General features: G+C 41.6%; 8 protein-coding genes. 1 reads left to right on the plus strand and 7 read right to left on the minus strand.

Annotation, left to right across the window (positions count from 1 at the left end; translation table 11 throughout):
* Positions 1–52: 52 nt before the first annotated feature.
* The 6 genes from HCN54_RS15310 to HCN54_RS15335 form a co-directional block, all read right to left on the minus strand.
* On the minus strand, positions 53–1,453 hold the full coding sequence (locus HCN54_RS15310; protein WP_167598469.1) for an efflux transporter outer membrane subunit: 1,401 nt from the start codon (positions 1,451–1,453) through the stop codon (positions 53–55).
* Between the two features lies 1 nt (position 1,454).
* Positions 1,455–4,592, minus strand: a complete 3,138-nt coding sequence (locus HCN54_RS15315; RefSeq protein WP_167598470.1) for an efflux RND transporter permease subunit — start codon at positions 4,590–4,592, stop codon at positions 1,455–1,457.
* Positions 4,593–4,607: 15 nt separating this feature from the next.
* The gene (locus tag HCN54_RS15320) at positions 4,608–5,744 is read right to left on the minus strand and encodes an efflux RND transporter periplasmic adaptor subunit (protein WP_167598471.1); all 1,137 of its coding nucleotides are present in this window, start codon (positions 5,742–5,744) and stop codon (positions 4,608–4,610) included.
* Between the two features lie 14 nt (positions 5,745–5,758).
* Positions 5,759–6,262: a GbsR/MarR family transcriptional regulator gene (locus HCN54_RS15325; protein WP_167598472.1), complete on the minus strand. Its 504-nt coding sequence runs from the start codon at positions 6,260–6,262 to the stop codon at positions 5,759–5,761.
* Between the two features lie 91 nt (positions 6,263–6,353).
* Complete coding sequence (pbpC, locus tag HCN54_RS15330; RefSeq protein ID WP_167598473.1) at positions 6,354–8,720, minus strand: penicillin-binding protein 1C; 2,367 nt, start codon at positions 8,718–8,720, stop codon at positions 6,354–6,356.
* A gap of 8 nt (positions 8,721–8,728) precedes the next feature.
* Complete coding sequence (locus HCN54_RS15335) at positions 8,729–14,302, minus strand: alpha-2-macroglobulin family protein (protein WP_167598474.1); 5,574 nt, start codon at positions 14,300–14,302, stop codon at positions 8,729–8,731.
* 434 nt (positions 14,303–14,736) lie between these two features.
* Here HCN54_RS15335 and HCN54_RS15340 point away from each other — a divergent pair, with 434 nt between their 5' ends.
* The gene (locus HCN54_RS15340) at positions 14,737–15,237 is read left to right on the plus strand and encodes a CAP domain-containing protein (protein WP_072981043.1); all 501 of its coding nucleotides are present in this window, start codon (positions 14,737–14,739) and stop codon (positions 15,235–15,237) included.
* A gap of 256 nt (positions 15,238–15,493) precedes the next feature.
* On the opposite strand, the gene HCN54_RS15345 is transcribed toward HCN54_RS15340, so the two are convergent.
* Complete coding sequence (locus tag HCN54_RS15345; RefSeq protein ID WP_167598475.1) at positions 15,494–15,814, minus strand: antibiotic biosynthesis monooxygenase family protein; 321 nt, start codon at positions 15,812–15,814, stop codon at positions 15,494–15,496.
* Positions 15,815–15,819 lie beyond the last annotated feature (5 nt).

Below are 15,819 nucleotides of genomic sequence, written 5' to 3' on the forward strand. Positions count from 1 at the left end.
TATGAGGCACTTCGGATTTTTTACAATTCAGGAATGAAAGGCGATTTGAGATTTATTGCCAGCCTCCGCCTAAGGCTTCATAAAGGTCAACTACAGATTGTAGTTGCGTTAATCGTGTATCTATAAGGTCAAGACTTGAGTTGAGCGCGTTTTCTCGCGCGGTTAACACCTCTAAATAATTAGCAAGACCATTGTTTAACAGCTCTTCAGAATATTCGGTAGCGGTATTGTACGATTCAAACTCGTTGCGTTTTACTTCTAGTTTTTCGGTTGAAGCCTGATAGGTGTATAACGCGTCAGAAACTTCCTGAGAAGCAGTGAGCAAGGCTTGCTTAAATTGAAGGCGTGCTTGCTCCTGTTGTGCTTGAGCCACCTCATATTGCGTTTTAATAGCTCTTCGGTTAAAAATAGGCTGCGTTAGTCCGCCAATAAGTGTAGCAAAAAGCGAATTTGTATCAAACAATTGATCTAACTGTAGCGCTTGCAAACCGCCGGTCGCACTCAACGTAAGTGAGGGGTAAAAGCTGCTGCGCGCTACATTAGTAAGTTCAAAAGCGTTGATAAGTGCAAATTCTGAAGCGCGCACGTCAGGTCTATTGCTTAACAACTGAGAAGGAACTCCGGTTTTTAAAGGAGTATCTATGCGCTGCTCGCGCAAACTTCCGCGAGTGATACCGCCCGGTTGCTGTGCTAAAAGAATAGAAAAACTGTTCTCTAACAAACGTATCTGATTCAATAGATCAATTCGTAAAGCTTGAGCTGTATAGAGTTGCGCTTCGGTTTGTTTAACACCTACTTCGGTCACATTACCAGCCTCTTTTAGAGCTTTAGTAGTTTCTAGACTGCTGCTGCGCGTTTCAATGGTTTCTTCGGTAACGCGCAATTGCTCGTCTAAAGCCAAAAGCTGATAATATGAGGAAGCGATCATCGCTACCAACTGGGTTTTTACAGCCTTGTGCGCTTCTACAGTTTGCAAATACTGCGCTCCGTATGCGCGCTTATTACTTCTGATTTTCCCCCAGATATCGGCTTCCCAAGAAAGACTTCCGCTTAATTCATACTGATCAAGAGAAGAGAACAAACCACCAAACTGACTATTAGAGGAAAGCTCTTGGTGCGTCAATTGTGCGGTGGCATCAAGTGTAGGGAAATATCCTGCTTTACCTTGTTTAAAATAAGCCTCTGCGGCAAGAATCTGTTGTACCGCGACTCTGATGTCTATATTGTTCTCAAGACCAGTCTCAATATAAGACTGTAAGGTAGGGTCAGAAAATAACTCTTTCCAAGAAACCACTGCCATATTTGTGCTGTCTTGCTCAATAGCATCGGTGCGGTAGTAGGTTTCATCGATCAATTCTTGAGGACGCTCATATTCCTTAGCTGCAAAGCAAGAAGCCAGCAGCATAGGAACAGAAGCGATTAACAATAATCTATATATTAATTGCTTTTTCATATTAATGAGTTTCTTCGGTTTGAGTTGGAGTTCCTGAGATCTTTTCTTGTAGCCACTGGAACATGATGTATAAGATAGGGATGACAAAAACACCAAGCAGGGTTCCTATCAAAAGACCACCTACCGCACCGGTACCAATAGAGCGGTTACCTTCGGCACCAACACCAGTAGCGAGCACTAATGGCATTAAACCTAGAATAAAGGCAAAAGAGGTCATCAGAATAGGTCGTAGTCGTGCCTTAGCGCCATCAATAGCAGAGTCTACTATAGACTCCCCGTTTTTACGCCGCTGTATGGCAAACTCTACGATAAGAATCGCGTTTTTGGCCAGCAGCCCCACCAGCATTATCAGTGCTATCTGGAAGTAGATGTTGTTCTCAAGACCCATTACTTTGGTCGAGAAAAAGGCTCCAAAAATACCTAGCGGAAGCGATAAGATCACGGCTAATGGCAGCAGGTAACTCTCGTACTGCGCCGAAAGTAAGAAGTATACAAAAACCACACAAAGCAAGAATACCACTATAGTTTGGCTTCCTGCACTTACTTCTTCACGTGTAAGACCTGAATACGCGATATCATAATTATTGGCAAGTTTTGCTGCTTCGGCTTCAACAATAGAGATACCGTCTCCCGAACTGTATCCCGGGTTCATCGAAACATTCACTTTCGTTGAATTGAATAGGTTGAAACGCGTAACCGCTTGTGGCCCATATACACGTTCAAAACTTACATATTCGCTCAATGGTGTCATATCGCCGGCACTGGTTCTGATATACATAGAGTTCAAATCATCAGTATCTGCGCGGTAGTCAGGATACGCCTGAATGTACACACGGTATTGTTTACCAAAGCGAGAAAAGTCTGCTGCATAAATTCCACCAATGTAGCCTTGTAGCGAAGAGAATATATCGCTGATCGCGACACCGGTCTGTTTTGCCAGTGGCACGTTGATATCCATTTGATATTGTGGGTATCTGGTGTTGAACGAAGACTGTGCATATTGAACTTCAGGGTGCGCCATAATGTTACCCATAAATTCTTGATTAGCCTGGTCAAGATCTGTGATCGAGCCACTAGCACGGTCAAGTAGGTTTACTTCAACTCCAGAAGAAATACTAAAACCTGGAATACTTGGAGGCGCAAAGAAAATTATGTTGGCGTCAGGATATCCTGCTGCAATTCCAAAGAGTTTTGCAGTAATCGCATCTACAGAAAGCGAATCTTCTTCACGTTCTGAGAAGTCATTAAGTTTGATAAATCCTAAAGCATTGTTGCTACCTTGACCACTGATCAAACCACGTCCTGCAACAGTACTTACACCTTCAATACCCGGCACATCTTTAATCTTATTGTATAAGTCGGTTACCGCTTCATTAGTACGGTCAAGAGACGATCCCGGAGCAAGAGAAAGATCTATAAACAATACTCCACGATCTTCATTAGGAACAAATCCTGTACGTGTAGTAGTGGCAGACCAGTAGATTCCTACACCGGCTAAAATAAGCATAGCAAAAGTGATCCACTTTCTTTTGTATAAGAATTGAAGCGAACTTCCGTAGCGTTTAATTGTTGCGTCAAAACCTTTATTGAACTTGTCATAAAAACGCTGAAGGAAGCTTTTTTTCTTATGCTCGTCCTCTTCATCATGTGCTTTTAAGAAAAGTGCACATAAAGCTGGACTCAAAGTCAATGCATTAATAGCCGAAATTATGATCGCAACGATTAGGGTGATACCAAACTGCTCATAGAAAACTCCGGTAGGTCCTGTGATAAAAGTTACCGGAATAAATACTGCTGCCATTACCAGCGTAATCGAGATGATCGCTCCCGAAATTTCGTGCATAGCAGTCGTCGTCGCAGATTTGGCACTTTTTGCTCCTTCGTCAATCTTTGCGTGAACGGCTTCAACAACTACAATCGCATCATCAACCACAATACCAATAGCCAGTACCAGTGCAAATAACGTAAGTAGGTTTATAGAGTAACCAAAGAGATTCAGGAAGAAGAATGTACCTACAATAGATACCGGTACCGCAATTGCAGGAATTAAGGTAGATCTAAAATCTTGTAAGAAGATAAATACCACAATAAATACGAGAATAAAGGCCTCGATTAAGGTATGGACCACTTTTTCAACAGAAGCTTCTAAGAATTCATTGGTGTTATACGGAATAAAAACCTCAAGCCCTTCCGGAAGGTTGGCCTCAATGGTTTCTAATTCGCCCATTACGGTTTCAATAATTTCCTGAGCATTAGAACCCTTAGTTTGATATATCGCAAAACTTACACTTGGGTATCCTTTTGTCTGCGAACTCGCACTATACGTTTGTGCATCAAGCTGAATATCTGCAACATCTTTTAATCTTAAGAATTGGCCATTGTCAAGAGCTTTGATGATAATATCTTGATACTGACCTTCTTCTTTATAGCGCCCGGGATATTTAATGGTATATGAAAAGGTTTCCCCATTGTTTTGTCCTAAGGTACCGGCAGCTGCTTCTAAACTTTGCTCGTTAAGTGCTGCAGTAACATCAGCAGGTACGAGATTATAAGCTTTTAAACGATCTGGCTTTAACCAAATACGCATTGCATAATCTTGCTGCGAGAATACGTTAACATCACCCACACCATTAATACGCTTAAAGGCAGGCACTACGTTAATGTTAAGGTAGTTGTTGATAAAGGTCGCGTCGTATTCAGGGTTTGTTGAATACATAGACATAAACATCAACGACCCTGTCTGGCGTTTTTGAGTAACAACACCTGCTTGTGTTACCTCTTGCGGTAAAAGCGGACTAGCAAGTGCCACACGGTTCTGTACGTTTACCGCATCAATATCTGGGTCTGTGTCCTGATCAAAATATACCGTGATTTCAGCAGTACCATTATTAGTTGCAGTAGAAGTAATATAGTCCATTCCTTCAACCCCGTTGATTTGTTCTTCAATAGGGATGATCACACTTTCTAGAATGGTTTCGGCACTGGCACCGGTATAGGTAGCAGTCACCTGAACGGTAGGCGGAGCAATATCAGGATATTGTTCTACCGGTAATGAGGTAAGTCCTAGTACTCCCAGAATCACTATGATAATAGAGATTACGGTAGAAAGTACAGGTCTTTCTATGAATGTTTTTAACATGATTTCAGCTTCTTTTTATTGAAATAATTTCTCCACAGGTTTGGCAATACTGTCAAAAGGAACTTCTTGAGGTTCTAGTGCCGTGCCGGGACGTACTTTGTTAGCCCCTTTCGCAATAATTTTATCTCCGGCTTGTACGCCAGATTCAACCACATATAAATTACCAATGGTAGCACGCGTAATTATTTCAGCTGTCTGGGCTTTGTTGTCATCGCTAACTTTGTAAGCAATGATTTTACCTTGTTGCTCAAACGTAGAGTTTAGCGGTACTACAGGTACATCTTTATATTCAATAGGAATTTTTAAGGTTCCGCTGTTACCGTTAGTGATAAGTTGGTTAGGGTTGTCAAAAATAGCTCTAAAGCTAACCGTACCGGTAGTGCGATCTACTTGCGCTGTAACCGTCTGAATCTTTCCTTTTTGCTCATATTCTTTACCATTGGCAAGAACCAGAGTAACCTCCGGGAAATTTTCAATTTTTTCCTGAAGTGAGGCACCTTCAGTTTTCTGAATAAAGTTTAAATATTCAGACTCGTTCATTGAGAAGAAAGCATATACCTGCTCAATATCAGCAACTGTGGTAAGTGGTGTAGTATCAGTAGGTCCTACCAATGCTCCTTCGCGATACGGTATCGCTCCAACATAACCGTCTACCGGACTTTTTACAGTAGCATAGCTAATGTTTGCTGCGATACTTTCATAATTACTTTTAGCCTGCTCTAGTTGAGCTTTAGCAGTTTCTAATTGCACATTACTGATGATGCCTTTGTCTACAAGAGGTTTCAGCTTGTCAACTTCAACCTGAGCAGCGTTTACATTAGCTCGTGCAGCATTAGCATCCTGGCTTAAAGATTGAGTCTCTAGTTTAAAGAGCGCCTGACCTTTGCGCACTTTTGCTCCTTCATCTACAAGTACATTAGAAATGTAACCTTGTATTTTAGCACGCACGCCACTGTTTACAATACCTTCTATACTGGCAGGGTATGAACTGTAACCGGTAAGCGTTTGTTGAGGGATACTAATTACAGGTAATTTTTGCGCTTGTTGAGCTTGCGCCTGAGCCTCACCAGATGACTTGTCTTCTCCACAGGAGGTAGTAACAAGAACTCCCAGTAGGGCGGGAATGAGATAATTAAATATTCTTTTTTTCATGGTTGAGGATTTATTTATTGTTTGTTCTTTTCTAAAAGTCTTTCGCGTATGCGTTTTAAAGATTCACTCGCTTGCTCCAGATAGTTGAGGTAATCCAGATGAAACTCGAGGTCAAAATGCAAATCGATGTTTTCAGGATCTACTTCATTTATCTTCTCTTTATAATTCATTATTGCGATATGAAGATGCTTTTCTTTCTCCCAAGTATCTAGCATTTCCCCCATATGAATGATCATACTATTCGGGTTCATGATGAAATACTTCTTGCGATCTCCACAAACTGTGTAATAGGTGATGGTTTTTAAATGCTGAAGGTTGTTAAGATGTGTAGAAACCGTGCTTTTACTGGCTTGAAGATTGGTGACCAATTCTTCAAAAGTGCAGCCTTTTTTTCCGGTTAGGATCAAAGTCGAAACAATACGCGCAGCAAGTGGGGGAATATTATCCTTCTTTTCAATGTGAACACCTAGGCGTTCTATCAACAATTGTTTTTCTTCATTCAACGCTTCCAACTCCATATCTTGACCATTTGAACGAGCAAAATTAGTATTGGTTCGGAAAAAACCGAACCAAGCGTACTATAAAATTTTGTTAAGAGAAAAGTTAAAACTAGGCAGGCCTTATTTCTAACGTTTGCGCCTGCGTGTTGCCCTGCGCGTCAGTTGCCGAAATCGTGTATTTTCCGGGCTTTAAAGCCATAGAAAGCTCGTGAAATGTAGTTGTAGAGCCCACATAAATGCCATCTAAATACCAATAAACTGTAATGTCAGGATCACGATGTGCAAGTTTAAAAACTACTTCTTGTGTGCCGCTGAAATCCTTCGGAAGTAAAACTTGCTCTCCTTTTTTAGGGAAAATAAAGGCCATCACAGCTTGTTCTTCAGGGGAGCATCCTGGTGCAAAAGGAGGCAGGGTTTTATATTCCGGATGCAGCGGTGCATAATAATATTCCCAAACGGTTGGCAGATCAAACCAGGGTTCTGCAATGAGTTTTCCTATAGGGTAGCAGTTCGCGTTGACTTGTAAACTACGCGCTTCGTTTAAAATTACTTGCTTATGGTAGGAGCAGGCCGTTGTGCGCGTTCCATTTTTAGGAATCCATTCTGTTGTGGTTTCTGGGCAATACAACCCAGCAAGATCGCCGCTTTGCGTGCAAACCGAAGCTTCTACAAGTTCATCATAAGGTGTTTCAAACCAAGAAGCATTAGGCAACAGGTTGAGCACGTCAAAAAGAATAGGCGCTGCGGCTTCGACGCCCGTGATTCCCGGTCTGCCTTCTCCGTCTGCATTACCTACCCAAACCCCAATGGCATATTTTGGAGTCACACCTACTGCCCAGGCATCTTTAAATCCATAGCTGGTACCGGTTTTCCAGGCTAGCGGTTGCGCATCGGTAAAAAACTCCCAGTTTTCTGAGCCCTGAGGGCGGTTCACTTCTTTTAAAGCTTCTAAAGTTTTGTATATCGCTCCCGCGTCAAGCACTTCGGGATTTGGCATTTTTTCGCCATAATTATAATTTGAATCTTGAATGTACACAGGATCTTGAAATGCGTGCTGCGGATATTCGCTCGAAGTATTATTGAAGTGATTGAGTGTTGCTGCTAATCCGGCGTAAGCATTGGTAAGGTCCCAAAGATTGCTTTCGGCACCGCCAAGAATCAAGGATAATCCATAATAATCTGCCGGTCGCTTGATGGGTTTAAAATGCAGCTGATGAAGCTTATTGTAAAATTTTTGGAGTCCGTATTCCTGAAGAAGCGTTACAGCGGGAACATTGAGGGAGCGCGCTAAAGCTTGAGAGGCAGGCACAGCACCTTGATAACTCTGATCAAAATTTTGCGGATTGTACCCGTTGATACTTGTGGGTACATCAGCGACCAAGCTATGAGGTAACAATTGGCCTTCACCCATTAAAGCCGCATATAAAAAAGGCTTTAATGTACTGCCGGTGCTGCGGTTGCTATTGATGATATCTACATAGTTTGCGTGTTCTTTAGTGGTAGGAGCATTGCCAACATAACTCAACACTTCTCTGGTATTTACATCTAAAATCAGAACCGCTAAATTGTGTATTTGATTTTGATTCAGCCTGTAATGGGCTTCTTCGGTGATTTGATTTACGCGTTTTTGAAGATTGAATTGCAACGTGCTGTTAATACGCTCGCCTTGATGTTCCCGGGCCAGTCTTTCGGTGAAATGCGAGGCGATATCCGGAAGCTCTAAAGGTTTTCCCGGAAGGCTTTCTGCAATAGCCAACTCGAAAGTGGTTGCGTCAATAATGCCATCTTTATGTAGTTTTTTTAAGAGGCGGTTTCGCTTAGCTTCAAAAATCAATTCGTTTTTCCCCGGAAATACAAGCGCCGGAGCATTGGGAAGCACCGCGAGTGCCGCTGCCTGACCCCAACTAAGTTCGCTAGGCTCAATACCAAAATACCGCCAACTGGCACTTTGCAAGCCCACGACATTACCACCAAAAGGAGCTTGGGAAGCGTAAAAACTTAAAATTTCTTTTTTAGAATAACCTGCCTCTAAACGTGTAGCAAGAAAGGTTTCAAGAAGTTTTTCAAAATAGGTGCGGTTAGGATTGTTGCGGGAAAGCCGTATGACTTGTTGGGTTATGGTGCTTCCTCCACGTCTTTTAGAAGTGGTTAGGTTTTGCCAAAAAGCTTTAGCCATGGAAACAGCATTAAATCCGGGGTGCTTATAAAAATAGGCGTCCTCAAAATTTAAAATACAAGTCTCAAAACGAGGAGGAACTTCATCAATCGGCGGAAATCTCCATTGTCCATCTTGAGCAATACGTGCACCCATAAGTCGGCCTTCGGTGCTGGTAACCACCGTGGCCGTTGGGGTATTAAAAAGAGGTTTGGGTAACGCAAATAACCACAGGATAAAAACAACTAAAAGCACCGCTAGCGCAATTTTATACTTGTTGCACCAAGCGTAGAGGTTACCGCGAAGGCTTTTGAACTTCAAACCGACTCTTATTGTTTTACTTCAACCCATTGTCCTTTTGAACGTGCAAAATAATCCCGATCGTACATCGCCTCTACTTGAGTACCCGGAAGGTAATAGGTTCCTAAGAAGGATGCATTGAGGTCTACCGTAAAGGTGCGCGTTGCTTTAGGCTTTAAATCAAAATAGAAATTCACTCGATCATCTCTAATGTCTTTATAGCGTGCTTGACCACTGGCACCACCATTTAGACTGGTGAAACTTGTATTTACAATTTCCCATCCACTCGGAAAAATTTGAGATAAAGCCACATTGTCAACGGCGTTTAACGTTGGATTGGTCACCGTGATCTTTGCGGTTATCCCGGTGGCTTGTCGCAGATTGCTGACGTCTATTTTCTTGCCGTTTCCGTCTAAGAATTGTGTGTTTAGAATCAAGTTGTTTTGGCTTGCTAGCTCCTTGCCTAAAGGTAATTGCCCCTGTTGAATCAAGCTTACATAGACACGATTGCTTTCTTTGTTTTTAATAGTCAGGGTATTCTTTCCTTCAGTAACCTTTAGTGCTTTTCGAGCAAATCCTTTAGCGGAACTTAAGGTTTGATCTGCTGCCGTTAGGTTAATGGTTTTTCCGCCGTTGGCGATTAACATCTTGGACAAACTCAATAACGCAAAGGCCGTAGTTTGTGTGCTGTGCCAAGTGGCGGCGTTTAGTTCTTTAGCAATACTGTTAGCCAACTCATTTTGTCTGGTGTCATTCAGTAAAACCATTGTTTCTAAAGCCATCGCTTTATTTCTTAAGACAGAACCATAAGTGTACTGAAGTTCTCGTTTTGTAGCAAAATCTAAAGATGCTTTATTAACGAGTTCTTGTGCCACTTGTTTTTTACCAGCTAACGCATAGGCAGCTGCCAAGCGCCATCTGGAATCATTGTTCAATTCACCCGATTCTCGCAAGCGGTTCATCGCAGCCAATTCCGGCTGCCCGGCTAGAGCTAAGGTGTAAAGTCGGTATGCTTGGGTCAAACTGCTGTTGTATGAGGTAGCACCATTGCGCCATTGTTTAGCTGCATTTTTCTGATAGTTCAGCCAGTTAGAAAGAAAGGTTATAGGCGGAGCATATCCTTGCTTTTGGGCCTCTAAAATAAAATGACCAGCATAACTGGTAGCCCAGGCATCAGACTCTCGTTCACCCGGCCAATAGCTTACACCACCAGATGGATTTTGCAGCATACCAAGACGATCTAACGTCGCTTTGATATTTTTTACGGTTTCTTGATTTTGAGAGGTTTCTAAATCAAAGATCGATGCAAGATACAGCTGCGGGAAGCCACTTGAGGTTGTTTGTTCAGCACAACCATAAGGGTAATCTATCAAATATTGAAGACGTTTGGTAAAGTCTATTTGAGGTAAGGTAGAGAACTCTAGGGTTGCACCATTGCTTCCAGCAACACCAAAGGGCGTAAAATCTACAGACAATTCGGCATCGGGCTCCAGCGTATAATAGGTCGCTTTCTGTGAAATAGGGTTTGGGTTTTCTACATCAAGAGTCACCTCATAACTGGCCTGTTCACCGCCTCCTTTTGCGACGATCTCAAAACGCTGAGGTTCTTGGGCTTCAAGTACCTCAAACTCAAAATTCACCATAGTTTCGCCGGGCTGGCTAAATGTGATTGTTTTCGATTTGGCACCAATCGCTTTGAGGGCGCTACTGCTTTTGATGGTTATGGTAGCTTGTTTCACTTTATCGTCCATTGCAAAAACCGTGACGGGCAATGTGAGTTGTTCTCCCGGAGCCAATCTGCGAGGAATAGAAGCTAAAACCATCAGAGGTTTACGCACCGGAGTTGTCTTTTCGGTGGTTCCGTAGGCACCGGTGGCGTTATCTCCTGCAATTAACATCGTGCGTACCGAGCCCACATAATTAGGCATATGCAATTTATGAGAGGCCGTCTGGCCTGCTTCTAAATGAAACGGACCTAAAAATTGTACTACCGGTTTAAAACGCTGTGCTTTTCGGTTTTTAGCACCCGCAGCCATATCACCACCACCTATTGCGTAAATATTATCAACACTTCCCGAGTAAGCGCCAATAACATAATCATAAATATCAAATGTTTTAACCCCTAAAGCCTGGCGGGCATAAAATGCTTTGTGAATATCAGGTGTTGCAAAACGTGTTAGATCAAGCAATCCTTCGTCAACCACGGCCAAAGTATAAGTCATCTCTTTATTTGACGCTTCGCTGACTTTGATGGTATAATCCGTTTCGGGTTTTAATTCTTGTGGCATTCCAAGTTGAGGTTGCAATACAGTTTGCGGATCTTCTACTAATAGCGGAATGACGCCATAAAGGCGTATGGGCCTGTCGTTCAATGTTTGTGCGTGTGGTTGCAGCAGGCTGATGTGTACATAAACATTTGGAGCCATTGCCTTGGTGATCGGGATGCGTACGACAGTTTCTTCTTTGGTGGTTTTTACCCATTGTTTGGAAAGAACTTCAGTACCATTTTCTAAACTTACCAATGCGTTTCCGGCTTCTGCGGAAGGAAATTTGATCACGGCTTCTTCGCCTACCGTGTACTGTTCTTTATTTGCATTGAAGATCAGCATTTTTGCGCTTTCGGCATTTGCCGAAGGTGCATTGCTCCAATTACGGTAAAAATAGGTGATGAGTCCGGTAGCGTGCCCGGCTTCTTTATCTATCACACGCAGTAAATAACGGCCACCATCTTTCTCGGGAACATTGATCTTTGCTGAGGCTTTTCCTTTAGCATTGGTGGTTACTTCAAAATCTTGAACAGGTTTATACACCGAAGTATTCTCATACCGCGATAGATTATCGTAGCCGCGACTGTACCACCAGCGCCATTCCATTTTAAACAGTTGTACCTGCAGGTTGCGATTAGGGGAAGGTTTACCGGTTTCAGTAAGGCTTACGAGATCAAACTGAACGTCTTCATCTGTAAAATAAGCATCATATTTATGAGGCTCAGGCGCTTTAAGACCTACAAAATGAGAGTACGGAGCGATCGTTTTAGAAAAAACATCTACCGAAAAGTCGCCACCTCCTTCAAAGACCTTGGTTAAAAAGTTGGCTTTTAGCATTCCCGGAGCTTTGTTACTCAATTCAATTTTTTGATTGAAGTTAAGTTTACCATTGGCATCAAGCGTTTTGTCTTTAAGCAGCAGCAACTCTACTTCAGAAAATTTTCGCACAGGATCTGTAAAACGATACTGCTCATAATTTTTAAAGGAAGCTTCGGTAGCTGTTAAGGTCGTAGTTAGCTCAGCTTTTAAGTTTCGGGCTGTGGCGCCATGAAGCCATTGGGCAGAAATGCTTCCGGTAAGTGGTTCTTTAGTCGATAGTATTTCAGAATTAAAATCAAGAGCAATTTTTAACCGGTTGGGTTTTACTGTAGCAACGCGTAAGGTTTTTGAAAATTGAACTCCTCCCACGCTTATGGTCGCGTGCCAATTTCCTGTAGGATCAGTGCTTTTAGTTGGGATGGGGAAATAATAAAATCCGTGGCTGCTTCTGCCGGAAACATTTTTATTAGTCAAGGTTGAACTCAACAAGGTGCGCTGCACTAGTTTTCCTCGTGCATCTGTCACCTCGAGTTTTACAGGGTGTTCTTTAGGTAATGGGTTGGCAATGTCGTTGAGAACAAAGCTAAGATGGATGCTGTCTCCTGGACGATGTACGCCACGTTCAGTATATATAAAACCGCGCAGACCTTTTTGAAGTTGTGTTCCGGCAATATTAAAATTACTTAGCGATAGTGCATTCCCATCATCTAGCTTGGCATAAGCAAAATTGTTGCGTTGTTGTGCGACCACAAAGGCTGCATTTTTATCACTTTTAAATGAAGCAAAACCTTTTAAATCTGTTTTTAGATTTTTAATAAGTTGCTGTTGATAGTTGTATATTCTGATGTCTACACCTATTTCCGGAGCGGCGGTCAGGAGGTTACTGGTCACAAAGTCATAAGAGCCGTTGTCGCTTTCTTTTACGATCAAACCAAGATCAGAACCTATAATGTTAGTCTGTGCAAACCGCTCTTCATTGTAATAAGCCGGGTGGCAAGGGTTGTCCTCTTCTTCCCAGTTGTATACTCTATTTCGCCAAGAATACAATTCGTTATCCCAATAACGCTCTTCTCGTTCTTCTTCCTCGTTATCTAGATTGGTCTTGTAATAATCTTCATAAGATTCTTCAAGATAGATGTCTTCTTTACTTCTGGTAATTTCTTCAGCGTCATCGCTACACGGGTACAGGCTGTATTTTTGATCAAAACTGAATTCAACCCGATACATAGCCCCGGGATCTGCTTTAAATAATTCTGAAAGATCTACGGCATAGGCTTTCCATAATCCGGTTTGGCCAATGCTGTTATTGATTAGAGGAATGGTTTTTTTAGCGACGCGTCTTCCTACGCGCTGTAAATCATAAGTCGAAGTGCTGTTGAGATTTGACTCCTGCAAATACTGAAGCATATTATCTTCAAAAACTTTGATCACACGCACGTCAACCGCAGATAAATTTACTGCCTCAAAGTATAGCGGTGTTTTCATCGATGCGGGTAAAATGCTTCCTTTAGAGAGTAAGCGTACTTGAGGTTTAAGTTGTTGAAAAGATATTTTTTGAGCATAAGTAGCGGGTAGTGCCACGCCTTCAGCATTTTTAATTCCTTTATTTAGCGTGAGATCTAACGTGCCAGAAACCGGTTGCTTGGGATAAATATTGAGCACATTACCCTGTACTTCGTAGCGCAAATTTGTCAAACTGTCTAATTGAACAAGTCCTTCAAAGTTCTGTTCCATCATCAGCGGATCAGAAAAATTAACACTTATTGCACTTTCCGGACTTAAAGCACTTACTACATCGACCACAGTAAATTGAGCTTGGCCAGGAATATTTAAGGTGCTTTGACCTTGCGTAGTACTTTCAATAGGTTCACCATCCCAAGCTATGCGTATTTGAGAATTCTCTTTTTTGCGATGAATACTGTCTATAGTAAAATTAAAAAAGGTGCCGTTTTGTTGCTCATTTGGCCAGTCAATGTGCAGATTTTTTCCTTCTTGGGAAGCGCGCACGAGTTGACTGGCTAGTGTAGCATCAACCTGATCTGAGGTTTCTACAGAGCCCGTGAGGTACTGCCATTCTTTAGAATACGACTGCAGATTACCTAAGTTCAGCTTAAAATTAGGCGTGATGGTTTTAAACCCAAACGTGTAATTTTTGTATTCGGGATCTATGTCTTCAAAAAACCGACTCAATTTAAGTGTTACGCTGTATTCTGTGTCTGGGCGTAAAGGTTCTTCGGGCTTAAAAAGCAGGGTTGAGCCATTTTCTATATAAAAGGAACCTTCAGTTTTAGGATTGATTACCAGATACTCTGACGGAATTTCTTGATTGTTTTGATACTGATCAGTTGGCTGAGCTAGAACTACGCGAATGGGTGAGGCAATTGAAACCTCGCCAAACGTATTGAAGGCGATATATTCTTTGAAACGAAAAATATTATCCGGCTCAGGTTTTGTTTTTGTACAAGAAAGTACAGAAATAAAGACAAGAGCGATATAGAGAAATTTAGTGGTTTTCATAGGAAGAAGTATCAGAATACTTTAAGAACTGAAAATTACTGTATTTATCGTGGAAGTACTGTAATTGTTTACACATTTTACTAGCGCATTAGCCAGAAGGGCGTTGCTAAAGGTCTTGTTTTATTGTACTTGTATAAAATTTATATCCAAATGCGACTCAATTTGTCTTACAAAATAAGAGTTGATAAAACAAACAACGAAGAAGTACATTTAATTATCGATTAAATGCATACTTTTGCGTTGGTAATCGATAAAGTACATTTTTAAACCATCGACAAAATGCATTTTAGAACGCTATAAAGCGTTAAATTTTAGCTTAAATTTGTTAAAATTAGACAAATAATCGATGAAATACACAAAATAACGGTTGAAGTGTTGTAGGAACAAAAAATCCTACTTATGTTTGTGCCAACATAACTCATAAACCCCAAATCATGAGAACTTTTACAACCAACTTGTTGGCGATTACTTTTGCCATTTTCCTTACCAGCTGTTCACAAGATGAAGAGCTAATGACTACTAATGATGAAGCAACATTAGAAGTTTCTGCAGATCTAACTGTTGAAGACGCTTTTGCACAAGAAATTCTTGTGGAAGTAAACAAACACCGCTCAAGCATTGGCCTTTCTGAATTAGCCTTTAACAACGATTCTAAAGTGAAGGCGATTGAGCATTCAAAGTATATGGCTACTAAAAATGAGATCAGCCACGATAATTTCTTTCAGCGTTCAGATTATTTAAAAGCAAAAGGTGCAGCACGTGTAAGTGAAAATGTAGCTTACGGATACCGTAGCGCACAAGAAGTAGTTGCTGCTTGGTTGAAGAGTGAAAGCCATAAAGAAGCGATTGAAGGTAACTTTACCCATAGCGGTCTTTCGGTTGTGAAGAATGAAAAAGGTATTGCATTCTTTACTCAAATTTTTATCACAAAATAAAACGCTTATAATTTTAAGCAGTTTACCCCCCAAATCTTAAATCCCCCAATGACCTGACCCAACAGGTCGCAAAATCAATTACGACACACAACATATTTACAAAATTTACAGCTTTAAGTTGGTTTTGTTATGTTAGATGCAGCAGGTGGGGGCCTGCTGTTTCGCTTTTCTCCTCGCGAGAATTACTTACTGAAAAACCCTTAAGTTTTTACTTAAGGGTTTTTTCATGATTAAATAGTTGAGGTAAGTTACTGCCTTAGTTTTCCGAATTAAAATGATATTCACGTTCTACTTTACATACACGTACCGAATATTTTGAATACCATTTGTCCTTTCCGGTTTTTTGCGCTACGAGATGATCTACTTGATTTTTCCAACCGGCGATGGCAGCTTCGGTTTTCCAATAGGATATGGTAATCCCAAGTTCGCTTCGGGCGTGTTCCATTCCTAGATAACCCGGTTGCTCTTGTGCAAGGTTTTCCATTTGGGCAGCCGTTTCGGCGTAGCCGGAAGTGTTTTCAGCTTGAATTGATGTAAAAATTACCGCGTAATATGATTGATCTTCGGTGAGCTCCACGAGAA

This window comes from Leeuwenhoekiella sp. ZYFB001, from assembly GCF_011784865.1.
GTDB classification, from domain to species: domain Bacteria; phylum Bacteroidota; class Bacteroidia; order Flavobacteriales; family Flavobacteriaceae; genus Leeuwenhoekiella; species Leeuwenhoekiella palythoae.

Bases quoted from the DNA above. Each gene is read 5' to 3' on its own strand.
- HCN54_RS15310 (WP_167598469.1), bottom strand. From the start codon at position 1,453: ATGAAAAAGCAATTAATATATAGATTATTGTTAATCGCTTCTGTTCCT.
- HCN54_RS15315 (WP_167598470.1), bottom strand. From the start codon at position 4,592: ATGTTAAAAACATTCATAGAAAGACCTGTACTTTCTACCGTAATCTCT.
- HCN54_RS15320 (WP_167598471.1), bottom strand. From the start codon at position 5,744: ATGAAAAAAAGAATATTTAATTATCTCATTCCCGCCCTACTGGGAGTT.
- HCN54_RS15325 (WP_167598472.1), bottom strand. From the start codon at position 6,262: ATGGAGTTGGAAGCGTTGAATGAAGAAAAACAATTGTTGATAGAACGC.
- HCN54_RS15335 (WP_167598474.1), bottom strand. From the start codon at position 14,302: ATGAAAACCACTAAATTTCTCTATATCGCTCTTGTCTTTATTTCTGTA.
- HCN54_RS15340 (WP_072981043.1), top strand. From the start codon at position 14,737: ATGAGAACTTTTACAACCAACTTGTTGGCGATTACTTTTGCCATTTTC.